The sequence below is a fragment of the Parasphingorhabdus pacifica genome, assembly GCF_054779195.1.
Genome location: NZ_BAAGYS010000014.1, coordinates 159,960 through 177,056 on the forward strand (window position 1 = coordinate 159,960; position 17,097 = coordinate 177,056).

General features: G+C 68.4%; 21 protein-coding genes. 5 read left to right on the plus strand and 16 right to left on the minus strand.

Annotated elements, in window-relative coordinates:
* Positions 1-65 precede the first annotated feature (65 nt).
* Complete coding sequence (sigJ, locus tag ACYVAN_RS20935) at positions 66-986, plus strand: RNA polymerase sigma factor SigJ (RefSeq protein ID WP_460962201.1); 921 nt, start codon at positions 66-68, stop codon at positions 984-986.
* Positions 987-1,032: 46 nt separating this feature from the next.
* Here sigJ and ACYVAN_RS20940 read toward each other — a convergent pair whose 3' ends face one another.
* The 7 genes from ACYVAN_RS20940 to ACYVAN_RS20970 all read right to left on the minus strand — a co-directional run bounded on the left by ACYVAN_RS20940 (position 1,033) and on the right by ACYVAN_RS20970 (position 7,617).
* On the minus strand, positions 1,033-1,599 hold the full coding sequence (locus tag ACYVAN_RS20940; protein ID WP_460962203.1) for a carboxymuconolactone decarboxylase family protein: 567 nt from the start codon (positions 1,597-1,599) through the stop codon (positions 1,033-1,035).
* Positions 1,600-1,708: 109 nt separating this feature from the next.
* Positions 1,709-2,818 (minus strand): serpin family protein, encoded by a 1,110-nt coding sequence (locus tag ACYVAN_RS20945; RefSeq protein ID WP_460962205.1) that lies wholly within the window; start codon positions 2,816-2,818, stop codon positions 1,709-1,711.
* Positions 2,819-3,039: 221 nt separating this feature from the next.
* Positions 3,040-3,225, minus strand: a complete 186-nt coding sequence (locus tag ACYVAN_RS20950) for a hypothetical protein (protein WP_460962207.1) — start codon at positions 3,223-3,225, stop codon at positions 3,040-3,042.
* 149 nt (positions 3,226-3,374) lie between these two features.
* The gene (locus ACYVAN_RS20955) at positions 3,375-4,688 is read right to left on the minus strand and encodes a deoxyguanosinetriphosphate triphosphohydrolase (protein ID WP_460962209.1); all 1,314 of its coding nucleotides are present in this window, start codon (positions 4,686-4,688) and stop codon (positions 3,375-3,377) included.
* Positions 4,689-4,746: 58 nt separating this feature from the next.
* Positions 4,747-5,406: a YdcF family protein gene (locus tag ACYVAN_RS20960; RefSeq protein ID WP_460962211.1), complete on the minus strand. Its 660-nt coding sequence runs from the start codon at positions 5,404-5,406 to the stop codon at positions 4,747-4,749.
* Positions 5,407-5,524: 118 nt separating this feature from the next.
* The gene (locus ACYVAN_RS20965; protein WP_460962213.1) at positions 5,525-6,910 is read right to left on the minus strand and encodes a glycine--tRNA ligase; all 1,386 of its coding nucleotides are present in this window, start codon (positions 6,908-6,910) and stop codon (positions 5,525-5,527) included.
* A gap of 209 nt (positions 6,911-7,119) precedes the next feature.
* Positions 7,120-7,617 carry an antibiotic biosynthesis monooxygenase family protein gene (locus ACYVAN_RS20970; protein WP_460962214.1) on the minus strand — a complete coding sequence of 166 codons (498 nt, stop codon included), beginning with the start codon at positions 7,615-7,617 and terminating at the stop codon, positions 7,120-7,122.
* On the opposite strand from ACYVAN_RS20970, the gene ACYVAN_RS20975 reads away from it, so the two are divergent.
* Positions 7,616-8,098 (plus strand): ArsR/SmtB family transcription factor, encoded by a 483-nt coding sequence (locus tag ACYVAN_RS20975; protein WP_460962216.1) that lies wholly within the window; start codon positions 7,616-7,618, stop codon positions 8,096-8,098. The genes ACYVAN_RS20970 and ACYVAN_RS20975 overlap by 2 nt on opposite strands.
* Complete coding sequence (locus ACYVAN_RS20980) at positions 8,095-8,523, plus strand: Fur family transcriptional regulator (protein WP_460962218.1); 429 nt, start codon at positions 8,095-8,097, stop codon at positions 8,521-8,523. The genes ACYVAN_RS20975 and ACYVAN_RS20980 overlap by 4 nt, the downstream gene beginning before the upstream one ends.
* Positions 8,524-8,567: 44 nt before the next feature.
* Here ACYVAN_RS20980 and ACYVAN_RS20985 read toward each other — a convergent pair whose 3' ends face one another.
* The 6 genes from ACYVAN_RS20985 to recO all read right to left on the minus strand — a co-directional run bounded on the left by ACYVAN_RS20985 (position 8,568) and on the right by recO (position 13,515).
* Complete coding sequence (locus ACYVAN_RS20985; RefSeq protein ID WP_460962220.1) at positions 8,568-9,329, minus strand: TIGR03943 family putative permease subunit; 762 nt, start codon at positions 9,327-9,329, stop codon at positions 8,568-8,570.
* On the minus strand, positions 9,329-10,345 hold the full coding sequence (locus ACYVAN_RS20990; RefSeq protein ID WP_460962222.1) for a permease: 1,017 nt from the start codon (positions 10,343-10,345) through the stop codon (positions 9,329-9,331). The genes ACYVAN_RS20985 and ACYVAN_RS20990 overlap by 1 nt, the downstream gene beginning before the upstream one ends.
* A 358-nt stretch (positions 10,346-10,703) precedes the next feature.
* The gene (locus ACYVAN_RS20995) at positions 10,704-11,138 is read right to left on the minus strand and encodes a hypothetical protein (protein ID WP_460962224.1); all 435 of its coding nucleotides are present in this window, start codon (positions 11,136-11,138) and stop codon (positions 10,704-10,706) included.
* Positions 11,138-11,983 carry an isoprenyl transferase gene (locus tag ACYVAN_RS21000; protein WP_460962225.1) on the minus strand — a complete coding sequence of 282 codons (846 nt, stop codon included), beginning with the start codon at positions 11,981-11,983 and terminating at the stop codon, positions 11,138-11,140. Before ACYVAN_RS21000 ends, ACYVAN_RS20995 begins: the two co-directional genes overlap by 1 nt.
* A gap of 99 nt (positions 11,984-12,082) precedes the next feature.
* On the minus strand, positions 12,083-12,703 hold the full coding sequence (locus ACYVAN_RS21005) for a GNAT family N-acetyltransferase (protein WP_460962227.1): 621 nt from the start codon (positions 12,701-12,703) through the stop codon (positions 12,083-12,085).
* Positions 12,700-13,515: a DNA repair protein RecO gene (gene recO / locus ACYVAN_RS21010; RefSeq protein WP_460962229.1), complete on the minus strand. Its 816-nt coding sequence runs from the start codon at positions 13,513-13,515 to the stop codon at positions 12,700-12,702. The genes ACYVAN_RS21005 and recO overlap by 4 nt, the downstream gene beginning before the upstream one ends.
* 127 nt (positions 13,516-13,642) lie before the next feature.
* Between recO and ACYVAN_RS21015 the strand changes: the two genes are divergently transcribed.
* Positions 13,643-14,059, plus strand: a complete 417-nt coding sequence (locus tag ACYVAN_RS21015; protein ID WP_460962231.1) for a DUF4190 domain-containing protein — start codon at positions 13,643-13,645, stop codon at positions 14,057-14,059.
* 100 nt (positions 14,060-14,159) lie between these two features.
* Complete coding sequence (locus ACYVAN_RS21020) at positions 14,160-14,624, plus strand: DUF4190 domain-containing protein (RefSeq protein ID WP_460962233.1); 465 nt, start codon at positions 14,160-14,162, stop codon at positions 14,622-14,624.
* Positions 14,625-14,742: 118 nt separating this feature from the next.
* Here ACYVAN_RS21020 and ACYVAN_RS21025 read toward each other — a convergent pair whose 3' ends face one another.
* The 3 genes from ACYVAN_RS21025 to era form a co-directional block, all read right to left on the minus strand.
* Entirely contained in the window at positions 14,743-15,165 is a 423-nt protein-coding gene (locus ACYVAN_RS21025; RefSeq protein ID WP_460962235.1) for a DUF2752 domain-containing protein, read from the minus strand.
* 100 nt (positions 15,166-15,265) lie between these two features.
* A complete protein-coding gene (locus ACYVAN_RS21030) occupies positions 15,266-16,036 on the minus strand; it encodes an RDD family protein (RefSeq protein WP_460962237.1) in 771 nt (256 codons plus the stop codon).
* Between the two features lie 125 nt (positions 16,037-16,161).
* Positions 16,162-17,070 (minus strand): GTPase Era, encoded by a 909-nt coding sequence (gene era, locus ACYVAN_RS21035; RefSeq protein ID WP_460962239.1) that lies wholly within the window; start codon positions 17,068-17,070, stop codon positions 16,162-16,164.
* Positions 17,071-17,097 lie beyond the last annotated feature (27 nt).

Below are 17,097 nucleotides of genomic sequence, written 5' to 3' on the forward strand. Positions count from 1 at the left end.
CGATCACCGTCGGCGCCCCGCGCCGAAATCGCCCTGCCGATCCCGTGGTCGGGCAGAATCGAGGTGTGTCCAGTGACGAGGACCTCCTGACCTACGGGTTCGAGGCGCACCGCGATCATCTTCTGGCGGTCGCCTACCGGCTCACCGGCGGGCTCGCCGACGCGGAGGACGCCGTGCAGGAAGCGTGGCTGCGGTTGAGCGGATTGAGCGAGTCGGCGCGCTCGGAGATCCGCGAACCGGCTGCTTGGCTGACGACCGTCATCGGCCGGATCTGCCTGGACCGGGTGCGGTCGGCAGCGGCGCGTCGGGAACAGTACGTGGGCACGTGGTTGCCGGAGCCGATCGTGACGTCGCCGGACGGTCAGGATCCGCTGGATGCCGTGCTGTCTCGGGAGGACATGCGGCTGGCCGCCGTGCGGGTGCTGGACGAGCTCTCTCCCGACCAGCGCCTGTCGTTCGTGCTGCACGATGGATTCGAGGTGCCGTTCTCCGAGATCGCGGACATTCTCGACTGCTCGGTGGCGGCCGCCCGCCAGCACGCTTCCCGCGCGAGGAGGGCGGTGGCCGACGACGTGCCCCCGCCGCGCGTGCCACGTCCGGAACACCAGGAGCTGCTGGAGGCGTTCCTGGCGGCGCTCGCCTCCCGTGACGTCGACGCCATCACTCGTGCCCTGCATCCGCGGGTGACCGTCTACGGCGACGGTGGCGGCAGGGCCCGCACCGCGCGCCGCCCGGTGGCCGGCCGGGACAAGGTGGCGCGGTTCGCGCTGGGGTTGCTGTCCAAGTACGGCGACGACCTCTTCCGCGGCAGTCGCCCGGTGCTCGTCAACGGCGATCCCGGCGTGTTCGTGCCGGGGACCCCCGAGGGCACCCCGGCACGTTTCGCGGTCGCACCGTCCGTCGCGGTGTTCAGCGTCCGCGACGGTCTGCCCGCCGAGTTCTTCCACATCGCCAACCCGGACAAGCTCACCCGGATGCGCGACTAGGGAGTGGAGCATCCGGTGCCTGCCCGGCCCATCGGGGCCGCTCCGATCAGGGGGTCGGGGCGCGGCACGCTTCGCCGGAGGCGAAGCCCTGTGAGGTGATGCCGAGCGCGTGGTTGAAGCGGGCGCGTTCGTTCTCCAGCGCGATCATGTAGGTGAGTTCGACGATGCCGTCGTGCCCGAGTCGCCGGTCCAGTTCGGCCACCTGCTCGTCGGTGACCCGCATCGGCTGGTCGGTCATGGCGTCGGCGTACTCGATGACCAATCGGTCGAGTTCGGTGAACCGGTCGGAGGTCGCGTAGTGGTCGATCCTCCGCAGCCGTTCCACATCGAGTCCCTCGTCGCGCTGCAGCATGGCGCCGAAGTCCGCGCACCACGAGCACCCGACCCGGGTGGCGGTCCGGTACACGGCCAGCTCGCGCAGGTCGGCGGGCAGGACGGTGGCTGTCTTTGCCACCGCTGCTTCGGCAATGCCCATGCCGACCAGCAGCTTTCGGTGGTGCGCGGTGACGCTCAGCGGTTGCGGAACGACACCGTAGCGACGCTTGGCAAAGCGGTAGAGCAGCCTGGTGAACCGGCCGGCCCGGTGTGCCAGCACTTCCGGAATCCGCGGCATGTTCGCCCCTTCGTTCACGGCCCCCGCCCTGCGCGCGAGCCTCTGCTCCGGTGACGGGACAGGCCGGCAGAACGTGACAGCGTTGCTCGCGCGGGCAACGCGGCGGTGGTCAGGACGGGTCGACGATGCGCGCGAGGAAGTACAGGGCCCCGGTGTTCTGGTGACGCACGAGGAACAGGAACGGCCGGTCGACCCGGACGCGGATCGGGTCGGGTTCGGTGACGATGGAGGTCAGGCGCATCATGGCCGCCGTGGCTGCCGCGCCTTCGAGCCCGCTCTCGTCCACGCGCAGCACCGATTCGTGCACCATCGTCGAGATGCGCAGCCGTTCGGGTGTAAGCGCGGAGAAGTCCGCCGCGGGGGTGAACAACGCGTGCACGCCGAGGGCGCCGAGCGCGCTTCGGAGTTCGGCGTTTCCCGCCACCTCGAATTTGGGCAGCAGGAGTTCCACGCGTTGCTGTTCGATCGAGTCCAGCAGCTTTCCGAGCGACTGCGCGTCCAGCGACTCCTCCGCTGCGGTCAGGTCGGCGTCGGGCAGCAGCACCACGCCTTCGACTCCGCCCGCGGCGGGGAGACTCACCGCGCGCCAGCCGTTGACCGCGGCGTAGCCCATCCGGCGGGTGACCCGCATGGTGGGCACTTCGCGGGTCGTGGTCGGGGTGAGGAACGGCAGCTCGGTGGTCGCTTGGGTGTCGAAGGCCTCGCGCCAGGACGTTTTGAGGTAGAGCGCGTTGACCAGGGCGGCCACGGTGTCCGGGTCCACGGTTCCCGGGTCGAGCAGTTCCGGGATCAGGTCGCGGGTCGTTTCCGCGACATCGGAGTTGATCGTCCGCCGGGCCTCTTCTGGGTCGGTCCGGAACGGGGCGTTGCGGACCGCGCTGCCCGGCCAGTCCTGCAGTGCGCGCAGGTAGTCCTGCTCGATGGGCAGGTTTTCGTGGGCCCACAGCGTGTTGGCCACCGCCAGCTCGGGTGACTCGGCCGCCGGGCCCCCTTCGTCGAGGGTGGCCGCACCGGTGAGCAGTTTTCGCACCTCGGCCACGTCGTCACCACTGGTCGAACGCAGCGCGGTGAGCACTTCCTCCCGCGTCCGACCGCTCGCGGCGGCGGCTGCCAGTCCGAGCGCGCTGGCCACCGAGTACGGCGACCAGCAGAAGGCCCGGTCGGGGTCCGGCGCTAGCTGCCGGTGCAGGGACAGGCTGAAATCGAGGTGTTCGTTCACGGCCGCTGGACTCCGATCCGGATCGGGGGTGTGCCGGTGCTTGCCGGTGGACGGATGTGGCGCACGATCGCGTTCAACGACGATGCTCGGTTTCGCCGAGTCTGCCAGTCCGACCGCCTGTCGGGAGTCCGGCGGCGGTGCTCTGTTCGGTTGTGGTCAACGCTCCGGTCGGGTGAGTCGGGAGCTCGACCCGACCGGAGCGTCGTTCGGTGCCGCGCTCGTCAGCGCAGGGATTCCTCGATGTCCGACAACCCCATCAAGCGCAGTTCCTGCACGATGTACTCGGCCGCGTTGCGGGCTTCCGGGGCGCCCCACCGCAGGTCGTTGACCCAGTCGGCCAGGTTGTCGGTGTTCACGTACGGCTCGCCGCCGACGACGAGCTTCTGGATGTAATGCCGGTTGGCCATCGGGGGTTCTCCTTGCGGCGCGGGGACGTCGGGGATCGCACCGCCAAGCTCGGGGTTTCATCCGTTCAGGTCGGGGGTCAGAACGGCCAACACCCTGAGTAAGGATTCTGCCCAATATGACGCTATGTCGCTGCCCCATCTGGCGTAGCTCACACGATTGGGCTATGCCTAGGTACGCAGGTGGCATGCCAGGTAACCGCCTGTGCATCGGTGAGCGAGGCGACCTGGTCGACCACGACCCGCAGCCGCTCCGCGTCACCGGCTGCCGCCGACCACGCCGGACGCAACGCCGGATCCAACGCCGCAGGCGCTCGCTCGGCCAACCCCAGCACCAACTCGGCCAACAACGCCCGCTGCCGCTCCTGCACCCGCAGCCGCTCCGGATCGCTCATCACGTAGCGCACCGCGACCGCCTTGAGGACCGCCACCTCGGCCATCACCCCCACCGGAACCACCAGATCGGCTCCGTAACGGGTCAACGGTCCCGGCCCGAACTCCGCCCTGGTCCCGGTCACGGCGGCCGCCACGAACCGGCCGACGAGTTCACTGGTGAGCCGCTTGAGCGCGACCTGTGCCCCCAGCGAGGCGTCGTAGTCCAGCACCTCGGCCACGGCGGGCAACCGCACCAGTCCGTCGACGGCGCCCTCCAACAACTCCACTGCGGACCCGTCACCGTCGCCGCCAGTGCGCCAGAAGTGCTTCGCGGCCATGCCGACGATCTCCGCGCGCTCGTCCGGCCTGGTCAGCGCGCGCAACGAGATGCGCTGCGAGGTCACCCCGTCCTCCAGGTCGTGCACCGAGTAGGCGACGTCATCGGACCAATCCATCACCTGCGCCTCCAGGCACCGCCTGCCCGCGACAGCACCCTCGCGCAGCCAGTCGAAGACCTCGAGGTCGCCCGCGTACACCCCGAACTTGGTGTTGCCCGGCCGCTTGGGCCACGGGTACTTCGTCGCCGCGTCCAGACACGCACGGGTCAGGTTGAGACCACGCCCCTCCCCCGCCGTGTCCACCTGTTTCGGCTCCAGGCGAGTCAGGATCCGCAGCGTTTGCGCATTGCCCTCGAACCCACCGCAGCTCTGCGCGAGCTCGTTCAGCGCCCACTCGCCGTTGTGTCCGAACGGGGGGTGGCCGATGTCGTGCGCCAGTCCCGCGGTGTCGACCAGATCCGGGTTCGCGCCGAGCTCCTCGGCGATGCCCCTGCCGATCTGGGCGACCTCCAGCGAATGAGTCAGCCGCGTCCTCGGAACATCGCCTTCACCGGGGCCCATGACCTGGGTCTTTCCTGCCAGCCGCCGGAGCGCTGCCGAATGCAGCACCCGCGCGCGGTCCCGGGAGAACGGCGTGCGCTCCGCCGGGGAAGACGCCGAGTGCAAACCGCCCTTCGGTGCTTCGGGCACCAGCCGGTGGAGATCGTGCCCACCATAACCGGACAACTGGTGGCCAAGGTCTGCGGAATTCACCGGACCAAGCCTACGGCTCGGCCGACGGCGCCGGGAGACGTCCACCCGCCCGACCGGGTCACCCCAGGCCGGCACCGGAAATCTCGGCGGGCGCGTGCGTCAACCGGTAGTACAGCAGGGCACCGGTCTCCCGGAAGATGTATTGGAACTGGGTCTCCCGCGTCCGCACCATCGGCCCTGATCGCGTGGGCGAGGTCCAAGCCTCCAAGCCGAAGTCGCCGGCCATCGTCCGCGCCCGCAGGGAGTGCCACGGATCGCTGACGATCAGCGTGCTCTCCCAGCTCCGCCGCTCCGCCACGGCCGCGACGGCCTTCAGGCTCCGCAGGGTGTCCTCGCCCTCGTCGACCCGCACCAGCTTGCTCTTGGGGACGCCGTGCTCGATCAACCAGTTCTTGCCCGCTTCCGCCTCGGTGAACTCGTCCCCGTCCATGCGTCCGCCGACCGTGACGATGTGCTCGGTCATGCCCGTTTCGTAGAGCTCGAGCGCCTGTTCGAGGCGTGCTTGCAGTACGTCCGACGGCGTGCCGTGGTACTGGGCGGCACCGAGGACGACGACCATGTCGACCGGTCGCCGGTCATCGGCCCGCGCCACCTGCCACACCCGTACCCCGGTACCGGCCACGACCAGCAACGCCACCAGGAACATGCCGAAGAAGGTACGGCGCACGAGGCTGCCGGGACGGTAATCCGCAGCATCAACCGCACGAGAACGACTCACACCGAACATCGTCCCAGACATGCCGCCCACGAGCTGTAACCGGAGTGCTCGAGCACGAAGCCCGCCACCACGAAGTGATGACGGGCTTCGGCCTGATGTGCATGCGCACTGCTACCAATCAGCAGCCGAGGAGACGCGGGGCCAGGTACTCCTCGAGCTTGTCGATCGCGACCCGCTCCTGAGCCATGGTGTCCCGCTCCCGGACCGTCACCGCGTGGTCGCTCAGCGAATCGAAGTCGACGGTCACGCAGAACGGCGTTCCGATCTCGTCGTGGCGGCGGTAGCGCCGACCGATCGCACCAGCGTCGTCGAATTCGATGTTCCAGTTCTTGCGCAACGTCGCTGCGACGTCCTTCGCCTTCGGCGACAGATCGGAGTTACGCGAGAGCGGCAGCACCGCGACCTTGACCGGCGCCAACCTGCGGTCCAGCTTCAGAACGGTCCGCTTGTCCACACCGCCCTTGGCGTTGGGGGCCTCGTCCTCGTGGTAGGCGTCCATCAGGAACGCCATCATCGGCCGCCCCACCCCGGCGGCCGGTTCGATCACGTACGGCCGGTAGCGCGAGTTGCTCGCCTGGTCGAAGTAGGACAGGTCCACACCCGAGTGGTTCGAGTGCGTGCTGAGGTCGAAGTCGGTCCGGTTGGCGACGCCCTCCAGTTCGCCCCACTCACCGCCGGAGAAGCGGAAGCGGTACTCGACGTCGACCGTGCGCTTCGAATAGTGCGACAGCTTGTCCTTGGGGTGCTCGAAGTGCCGCAGGTTGTCCGACGAGATGCCGAGGTCCTCGTACCAACGAGTGCGCTGGTCGATCCAGTACTGGTGCCAGTCCTCGTCCTCACCGGGTTCGACGAAGAATTCCATCTCCATCTGCTCGAACTCGCGGGTGCGGAAGATGAAGTTGCCCGGCGTGATCTCGTTCCGGAACGACTTGCCGATCTGACCGATGCCGAACGGCGGCTTTTTGCGCGCGGTGGTCATCACGTTCGCGAAGTTGATGAAAATGCCCTGCGCCGTCTCCGGCCGCAGGTAGTGCATGCCCTCTTCGCTCTCCACCGGCCCGAGGAAGGTCTTGAGCATCATGTTGAACTCGCGGGGCTCGGTGAACTGACCCCGGTTGCCGCAGTTCGGGCAGGGCACGTCGGACAGGTCGCCCTCGGCGACCTCCTTGCCGGTGCGCTCGGCGTAGTCCTCGGCGAGGTGGTCACCACGGAACCGGTGGTGGCACGAGGTGCATTCCACCAGCGGGTCGTGGAACGCGCCGACGTGACCGGACGCCTGCCAGACCTGCCTGGGCAGGATCACCGAGGAGTCCAGCCCGACGATGTCGTCGCGGCCCTGGACCATCGACTTCCACCACTGCCGCTTGATGTTGTCCTTGAGTTCCACACCGAGCGGTCCGTAGTCCCACGCCGACCTGGTACCGCCGTAAATCTCCCCGGACGGGAAGACGAAACCACGGCGCTTGCAGAGATTGACGATCGTGTCGATCTGATCGGCGGGCACGTTTACTCCGGAATATCACTGGGGATACGACTGGGCTGGCTGCGACCGGCTGGTCGCCTTCCGCGACTGGCCCGTCACACGATGCAACCGGACCGTTCGGCCGGGATCGGCGAACGGGCAGGTCATACCGAGATTTCAAGCGTACCGATGCGGACCGCGGCTCGTACGCCCCCACCCCGCATGATCGGGTGAACGCGCCGCCCCGCACCTCAGGAGATCGGGCCGGAGCCCTCCGTCAACACGCTCGCACGTCGTTCCGACCGGCCGTCGGAAGCGGTCAGAACGCACTCGTGGACGGCGTGCTCGTCCACCCGCGCGCGGGACAACAACGGCACCATGTGTTCGCGCACCTCGATGCCCGACATGGCGCGGCGGTACGCCCGCAGCGATTCGAAGCGCATCGACAGGACGTAGGAGGCGACGTCTTCGGTCGCCCTGGCCAGCTCGGCACCGACGCACCCCTGGCAGGAGGTCAGCAGTTCCAGGGCACGCTCGACCTGGTTCAGGAACTCCGGAACCTCGGGATCGGCGACGTCGAACCGGCAGATGACGAGCACCCGGCCACCGTACCGGGGCATCGAGGTTCCGGTCATCGGTAGCGATACCCGTAGGATGGTGCGGGAGACCGACTCCACGTTCCACGCCCGGAGACCATCGCCCCGATTCTCGTGCGCGATGCCCTGCCGGACCGCCGGAAAGGAAACCATGCCCGCCGCCAGTCCGGACTCCGCTCCCGAACCGGCCCGGTCGAGTGCGGCCAGCAATGGGCACCTTCCTCCCTCGGACGAACACGTCCACTCGCACGATCGAGGACCGGTCCAACCTGCGCCGCTTCGCGACCAGCAGGTTCTCGTCGAAGCGGGTGAACTGCTGCGCGCGCTCGCGGCGCCCGTCCGGATCGCGATCGTCCTGCAACTGCGGGTCGCGGAACGTTGCGTGCACGAGCTCGTCGACACCCTCGGCGTCACCCAGCCGTTGATCAGCCAGCACCTGCGCGTGTTGAAGGCCGCCGGGGTCGTCTACGGCGAGCGGCACGGGCGCGAAGTCGTCTACCGCCTCGTCGACGAGCACCTGGCGCACATCGTGGTGGATGCCGCGACGCACGCGGAGGAGATCTCCGGTACGCGTCCGCAAGCGCGGTCGGTTGAATCGACCCAGCAAAGCCGACAGGAGACAGAAACAGCGTGACCACCGGCGAGCGCCCCTCAGCCGCCGTTCCGGGGCTTCGGGCAACCAAGCAACGAGCCGCCGTGTCGAAGCTTCTCGGCGAGGTCAACGAGTTCAGGTCCGCCCAGGAGCTGCACGACCAGCTGCGCCGCAAGGGCGAGGGCATCGGCCTGACAACCGTTTACCGCACCTTGCAGACGTTGGCGGACGCGGGCGAGATCGACGTGCTGCGCACCGATTCGGGCGAGGCCGTCTACCGTCTCTGCTCCAGCCATCATCACCACCACCTGCTGTGCAGGCGCTGTGGCCGAACGGTCGAGGTGGCCGATCCTCCGGTGGAGGATTGGGCCGAGCGGATCGCCCGCGAGTACGGCTTCTCGGACGTGAGTCACACCGTGGAAATCCTCGGTACCTGCCCGGAGTGCGCAAGCGCCTCTTCCGGCTGACCGCGGTGGCGAGCCGGGTTCGCGACCCGGCTCACCGGGACGTCTCAGTACTCGTACTGCTTCGACGGCACCGGGATGGTCCGGGCGCGCACCAGCTCGAACGTCGGAACCTGGCCGTTGGCTTCGGTGGCCGTGCCCGCCCGCAGGGTGCCGACCGCTTCGATCCAGGTGTCGGCGGGCAGTTCGGCGATGCGGGCGGCTGCCCGCCCGGCGAGATCCACTCGGACAGGTGAGGCATCGGCGGCGCAGCAGCTGATCCGCATCCGGGCAAGCCGCACGGGAGCCCCAGGAGTCTCGGGCGGCACGACGAAGCCCTGCAGCCGGACCGGTCGCTCCTCGATCACTCCGTCGTCGCCCCACACCGCGCGGGTGACGAACTCGGAAACGGACAGCAGCGGGATCCCGTCCTGCGGCAGTTCCTCGAACATCGCACCGCTGCCGGAACGCTCCGGGGTGCTTACCACGTCACCCGCTCGTCGGACGGAGTCGGAACCCAGTGCGGGCGGGGCGACGAGGAAGACCGCGAACACCGGCAGCAGCAGCATCCACGGGCTTCGGGAACCGTGCTCGTGTCCAGCGCATTCCGGTTCCCCCGCGGCATCACCGATCGCGTTCGCATCGCGTCCGGCACGGCGGATGTCGTGGGCTATCGCGAACGCCGCGAGCAGTACCATCACGACTCCCGCCACCACCAGCCAAGGCAGCAGAGACGGCTTCACGTAGCGCAGGTACGCGCCGGTCAACGCCAGTTTCAACAGAGCCCCGCCCAGCAGGACGAGCAATACGTTCTGAGTTTCACGCCGCATCAGGCACCTCCGAGGACGATCGCTCCGACCAGGAGGGCGCTGGCGTTGGCGACCACGAAGGTGGCGGGTGCGAATCGCGCCGCGAACGCCCGCCCGAACGTTCCGGACTGCATCGCGATCAGCTTGACGTCCACCGCCGGTCCGACGACCAGGAACACCAGTTTCGGGATCAGCGGCAGCCCGGCCATGGACGCGGCCACGAAGGCGTCCGCCTCGCTGCACAGCGCGAGCACCACCGCGAGCACCGCCATGATCAGGACCGCGAGGACGAATTGGCCGCCGAGCGTGTGCATCCACGCCGTGGGAACGACGACGTTGAACACCGCCGAGGTCAGCCCGCCCAGAACGAGGAATCCACCGGCCTCCACGAGATCGTGCCGGGCGCTCTCGGCGAACATCACCCATCGACTTCCGGTGGTGCGACCACCTTCGAACCGCCGCAGCGCTCGTTCGGCGATCCAGCCGGCCTTTCCGACGCGCATCCACAACCAGCCCATCGCGCAGGCGGTCAACAGTGATCCGAGGAACCGCGCGAGCACCATCAGCGGTTCGGCCGGGAAGGCGACCGCGGTGGAGACCAGCACGATCGGATTCACCGCCGGAGCGGCCAGCAGAAATGCGAGGGCGACGGCGGGCTTGACGCCCTGCTGCATCAACCGCCGAGCAACCGGAACCGAGGCGCATTCACACCCCGGCAGCGCCACCCCCGCCACACCGGCGACCGGAACGGCAGCGGCGGTGTGTCCGGGAAGCATCCGGCGCAGGACGGCGGGCGGCACGAAAGCCGCGATCAGGCCGCTGATCAGCACGCCGAGCACGAGGAACGGCATTGCCTGCACACACACCGCGACGAACACCGTCGCACCGGTTCGCAATGAGGGCACGTCGAGGATCGAGGCGAGCGAACCCCGCAGAACCACTGCCGCGAGCAGCACCCCGCAGAGGACTTCGAGCGAGGTGATCCTGCGGCGGGGGCGAACGGGCCGTTCACTCGATGGTCGAGCGGTCGTGGTCACCGGACCATCGTGCCAGTCCGAATTGATAATCGTTGGCATCCTCGCGGGTGAACCGCGCGGACGCACAACCGACCGGCGACCGCTCCGGAGAGAATGCCTGATCAAAACCAGCTTCGGGGTGGACCCGACAGGCGCGGGCACCGCCCGCGAACACGCCGGCGCGTCGCTCGAAGGGGGAAGCGAAGGACCATTTCCACCGGAACCGAACATCGATTCCGGTGGAAACCGCCCCCGCAACCTCGGCCCTCGCCGACCGGATTCACCGACTGATTCACCGGCACAGGTTCACCGGCACAGGTTCACCGGCACAGGTTCACCGGCCGGGCATCACATAGCCCGGTCACTCGGCCGATCACGTTCACTCGCTCGCCGCCGGGCCTTCCACCTCGGCCAGCAGTTCACCGCGCAGCTGGGACGCCGTGGACACCACGAGCATCAGCAGCGTGCCGAGCGGGGTGGGATCCATTCCCTGAGCGGGGAACGCGTAGCGCAGCGTCACATCCATGCCGCGCTCGGTGCGCACCACGCCCAGCGTGCCGAACAGCCCCTGCCCCGCACGCTCGGCGGTCGACTGCGCCAGCCGATCGCTCTGCGGCAGATCCCAGGCGACCACGCAGGTCAGGCTCAGCACGGTGAGCCCCTCCGCGAGTTGCATCGCCTGAACCGCGCACGGCACGTCCGCGTGCCGCAGGGTCAACGCTCCGTCGTCGTCGACGCTTACTTCGTGATAGGTCTCCAAAGCCTCTTTCGCCGCTGTCAGCAGCTCGGCGGTAGTGGCTGCCTCCTGTGTCATCAGATGTCCTCCTGGACGGTTTCGCTGGTTGTCCCGTCCTGCCCGGCCTTGTCGACGGCTCCACCGAACCGTCGATCCCGACCCGCGTACTGCTCGCACGCCTGCCACAGATGGCGACGGTCCACATCCGGAAACAGGGTGTCCTGGAACACCATCTCGGCGTAGGCGGACTGCCAAAGCAGGAAGTTCGAAGTCCGCTTCTCTCCCGAGGGACGGATGAACAGGTCGACGTCCGGCATCTCCGGTCGGTACAGGTGCCGGGCCACGGTTCGTTCGTCCACCTTCTCCGGGTTGATCTTGCCGGCGGCGGCCAGCCTGGCGATCTCACGCGCGGAATCACCAACCTCGGCCCGACCACCGTAGTTGACGCACATGGTCAGGTTCATGACTTCGTTCTGTTGTGTCCGGACCTCGGCCGACTGCAACTCCTTGATCACGCTGCGCCACAGCTTCGGGCGCCTGCCGGACCATCGGACCCGCACCCCGAGGTCGTCGAGCTCATCGACCCGGCGACGGATGACATCCCGGTTGAAGCCCAGGAGGAACCGGACCTCTTCCGGGCTGCGCTTCCAGTTCTCGGTCGAGAAGGCATACAGCGACAGCCATTTCACGCCGATCTCGATGGCTCCCCTCGCAAGTTCGAGAACCACCTGTTCACCGCGCTTGTGTCCCTCGACCCGGGGAAGTCCACGCTCGTTGGCCCAACGCCCGTTACCGTCCATGACGACCGCGATGTGCTGGGGCACGAGTTCCGGTGGTAGCTCCGGCGGCCGGGCACCCGAGCTGTGCGGCTCCGGGGCACGTGCGCTCGGTTCGTCGTTACCCCGCCCACGGCGTCGCAGCATGTGTGGCTACCCCTTCGATCATCTGCTCGGACAGGTGATGACCCGGCAACACGGGCCACCCGATGGGGCCATTGTTCCGGAAGGGCGGCACTCACCTGTTCAGTGGTCACCCGGGGCGGAATTCAACGGTCGGCCGAATCGCAGTTCGACCCGCTCGTCGGCGGCCAACCGATGCATCCCCGTCGCACGGTAAAAGGCGTGTGCCCCGATGTTGCTCGAACGCACCCCGAGCTGCACGCCAGGCGACCCCGCACGGGCGAGCGCGTCGAAGACCGTGTGCAGCAGAACCCGTCCCACTCCGCGCCTGCGTGCCGGCGGCAGCAGGTTGATGTGCAGGTGCGAGGGGTAGCGGTCGAGCTGCCCAGGCAACATCAGCCGTGGCCGGTGCAGGAACGCGCTGAGCTGGCTGTCGGCGTAGCGGGAGTCGGACCAGGGATCGTCCGGATGACTCGACGTGAACCGCGGTGCCCACTCCAGCTGCCAGCGTGCGTAGAACTCCCGGGTTTCGAGGGCTGCGACCACGTAGCCGATGACCACGCCGTCGTGCTCGGCGACGAACGCCATCTCCGGTTGCAACAGCAGGTAGGGGTCCGCGAATACGTAGGCGACCAGGTCGGGATCGCGCAGGATGGTGCCGACCGGGTCTCCGCCGTCGCCGGTGGCCACGCAGATCCGATGAACCGCTTCGGCATCGTGCGGACGCCAACTGCGAACGATCAACCGTTCTCCCGAGGAGGAGCGGCGATCACCGCCGCACCGTCCGCGTCCACCTCGGCGGCCCGCTCGCGGATGAGTTCCGGCACCTTCCGCTCCACCAACGGCAGCGAGCGCAGCTGTCGCTCCATGTGCCACTGCAGGTGGGCGGCGATCAGGCCGCTGGCTTCGCGCCGGGCAGTATCTGCCGCGACCTCGGCCACCGGCCAGTTCCCGTGCAGCAGCGCCTGCATCAACTCGAACGTGACCGATGCGGGACGAGCCGACCCCGCGGGTCGGCACTCGACGCACATCGCACCCCCACCGGGAACGCTGAAGGCGGTGTGCGGGCCTTCGACCCCGCAGCGGGCGCACTCGCCCAGGGCAGGCGCCCACCCCGCGTAGGACATGGCCCGCAGGAGGAACGCGTCGAGCACCAGCGACGGGTCGCGCTCACGGCCGGCGAGGGCGCGCAGCGCACCCACGGCCAGCAGGTGGAGCCGCAGGACCGGCTCCTCCTCTTCGGCGGCGAGCCGGTCGACGGTTTCGAGCACGGCGCAACCGGTGGTGTAGCGCTGGTAGTCGTCCACGATGTGCACGCCGAACGCGTCCAGCGTCTGCACCTGCGTGATCACGTCCAGGGTTCGCCCGGTGTAGAGCTGCACATCCACGTGGCAGAACGGTTCGAGGCGGGCGCCGAACCGGGAAGTAGTCCGGCGCACCCCCTTCGCGACCGCCCGTACCTTGCCGTACCGACGAGTAAGTAAGGTGATGATCCGGTCTGCCTCACCCAGCTTCTGCACCCGCAGAACGACCGCGGAATCCCGGTAGAGGCTCACCCGTCCATGGTCGCATCCTCCCGAATCCGGGGGCGATACCAGCCAGGGCGCGAGACCGTGGGGAACCCGCCACGACCGTTCAACGTCCGACCCGTGACACGTGCACGAGCGATCCAGGAGCCCTCCCGTGACCGATCCGTACGGTTGGCAACAGCCCCATTCCGGCCAGCAGCAACCGCCGGGGGCACCGCCGTATCCGGGCGGCTCCATGCAGTACCCGCAGGGACCACCTCCGGCGGGGTCCGCGCCGTATCCGGGCTATCCCGCCCAGCCGGGGCGGAACGGCACCGCCGTTGCCGCGATGATCGCCGCGCTGGTCGGTTTGACGCCGTGCGGGTGCGGTCCTCTGCTCGGCCTCGTCGGCGCGATCCTGGGCCACGTCTCGCTCGGCCAGCTCAAGAAGAACCCGAACGCGACCGGACACGGCATGGCCATGACCGGTGTCGTGGCGGGCTGGCTGGCGGTCGCGCTGTACCTCGGATTCATCGTGTTCGCGATCCTGGCGGGAAGCGGCGCCCTCGGCCCGGAATGGCAGAACGCCTGACCTCCCACTCCCGCGAACGGGCGGTGACGAATCGCCCGCAGCCCGGCGCCGACTGACCCCGCCGATCGGCGCCGGAATCGACCGCCCACTGGAGAACGAGATGACCACACCGCAGTCCGGGAACGGCGAGACGTCGAACCCGGCGAATCCGTTGTCCGCACCGCCCGCACCGCCCGCACCGCCCGCACCGCCCGCACCGCCCGCACCGCCCGCACCGCCCGCACCGCCCGCACCGATGGGAAACCAGATGCCACCGCCCGGGTACGGGCAGTACGGCCACTACCCGATACCGCCCGTGCGGCCAACCGAGCCGCTGGCGCTCGCGTCGCTGATCATGTCGATCATAGGCATCACCACCTGCGGGGTCACGTCCTTGATCGGTGCCTTCCTCGGCCACGGCGCCCTGCGAAAGATCCGCGCGAATCCGGGCGCGTTCGAGGGCGAGGGAATGGCCAAGGCCGGTGTGATCATCGGCTGGGTGCTCGTCGGCTTCTTCACCCTGGGCACACTGGCCTACTTCGGATTCATCGCTTTCATGATCTACATGGGTGCCAGCCAGGGCTGAGACCGAGCGTCCCGCGGGGGTCGGGACCGACACCGGACCGGGACACGCTCGCGAGGCGACGGGTAGCCGAGTGCCGCCGCGTCCGAGTTCAGGCCCGACTCGTACCGGTGCGGCTGGTTCAGGCGCGCAGGACCTCGAACGGCGGGAACGGCAGGTTTCGCACGACTCCCCAGGAAACGAGCGTGACGAGCAGGGCGTACCCGAGCACTGTCCCGGTCTTTCCGGCGGGCCAGAAGCCGGCCGTGTACCCGAGTTCCTCCCGCGTCATACCGACCAGAACGGCAATCACCAGCGGGAGCACGACCAGCACCGCGATGGCGTTGTGGTCGAGTGCCGTCGCCACATCCAGGTGCAGCAGCGCACCGGATGCCCGGCTTCCGCCGCAGAACGGGCAGTCCAACCCGGTCAGCAGCAAGAACAGGCACGGAACCGGCAGCAATCCCGTGCCGATCACCACGCCGAACGCGCCGGTTCCGGCGATCAGACGGGTCGTCCGGGGCATCCGCCGTACCGGGAACGTGATGTACTCGCGCACCTGCACCGCCGGATCCCTTCGAGGCGTTTGCGGACACCGCCCGCACATCGTCGGATCGGACGCCCCGGTTCACACCGGGGCGTCCGTCCCTATCTGACTGGCCTGGTCACCACTGCTGTGGCTGGCCCGGCGACTGGAATTCCCCGCCGGGGGTGCCCGGTGGCGGGTACGCGCCCGGCTGGGCGGGCGGGCCGGTGGGCGGCACTCCCTGGCCGTCCGCCTCACCGTGGATGACCACGGTGGTCATGATCTTGTCGGCGAAGGTCTGGTTCTTCTCGTCCCACAACGGCCAGAAGTAGCCGATGCTGCAGGCCATTCCGTCGAGGATGTGGCAAAGCTGCCGCAGGAACGCGTTCCCGAACCCGATGGGCTGGGCCGTGAACTCGCTGACGAGCTTGATCTTGACCTTCTTCTGGCCGATGGTCTGCCCGGTGATGCCGCGCCGGTAGCAGAGGTTCCAGATCGAGAACGCGGTCACGCCGAGCAGGCCCACCACGTAGAGCAAGGTCCCCACGATGCCCATGACGCCAATCACCGTGTCGTCTTCCGACCAGACGCCGATGAGGACGAGCAGGACGATCAGGGCCACGACCGCCAAGAGCAGGCCGGTTGCGATGGCAGCGTCGATGAGATAACCGAGGAACCGGGTGCCCCACCCCGCCAACCGGCCCGCCGGGTGAAATCCGGGAGGACCCCCGTGTCCGGGTGGTGCGCCGTAGGGTGCCTGCTGCATCGGCCCGGACGGCGGACCGTAGGGCTGCTGCGGCTGCGGCCCGGAGGGCGGGCCGTACCCCTGCTGCGGTTGCGGGCCCGAAGGTGGGCCGTAGGACTGGTTCGGGTCGAAGCCGGGCGGAGGACCGCCGTAGGGACTGCTCACGGGATGTTCCTTTGACTACTTGAAATACGCCGTCGGGCTCGGCTGCACTGCGCCCAGCCACGGGAACGTACCCGAGATCGGCTGCGAGCATCCGTGCTTTGCTCACATTCCGGCCCGAAACGTGATCAGAACCCCAGTCGGCGCAACTGCTTCGGATCGCGTTGCCAGTCCTTGGCGACCTTCACGTGCAGATCGAGGTAGATTTTGCTGCCCAGCAGCGCCTGGATGTGCTTGCGCGCCTGGGAACCGACCTCGCGCAACCGCTCCCCGCCCTTGCCGATGACGATCGACTTCTGGCTCTGCCGCTCGACGTAGATCAGGGCGTGCACGTCGATCAGGTCTTCGCGCTCCTCGCGCAGGTTCATCTCCTCGATGCCGACGGCGAGGGAGTGCGGCAGCTCGTCGCGCACGCCTTCCAGCGCGGCCTCCCTGATCAACTCGGCGATCAGCGTCGACTCCGGTTCGTCGGTCAGATCACCGTCCGGGTAGAGCTGGGGGCCTTCTGGGAGGTGGGGTACGAGCAGATTCGAAAGCGTGTCCATCTGGAAATCGTCGACCGCGGAGACGGGCACCAGGTCGGCGAACTCCATGAGTTCCTGCAACGCCACCAGTTGCTCGGCGACCTGCTGCTTGGTCGCGCGGTCCGTCTTGGTGACGATCCCGACCACCGGGGTGCGCCGTGCCACCTTGGCCAGCTGCTCCGCGATGTACCGGTCACCCGGCCCGATCTTCTCGTCGGCGGGAACGCAGAAACCGACCACGTCCACCTCGGACCAGGTCTCGTACACGAGGTCGTTGAGCCGCTGCCCCAGCAGCGTTCGCGGGCGGTGCAGGCCGGGTGTGTCGACGATGATCAGCTGTGCGTCCGGACGATGCACGATGCCCCGGATGGCGTGCCGCGTGGTCTGCGGCTTGCTGGAGGTGATCGCCACCTTCGAGCCGACGAGGCTGTTGGTCAGTGTCGACTTGCCCGCGTTCGGGCGTCCGACGAAGCAGGCGAACCCGGAGCGGTGGGCGTCAGGAGTGCTGGTCACCCCACCATTGTCTCCGCCGGGTGCGGG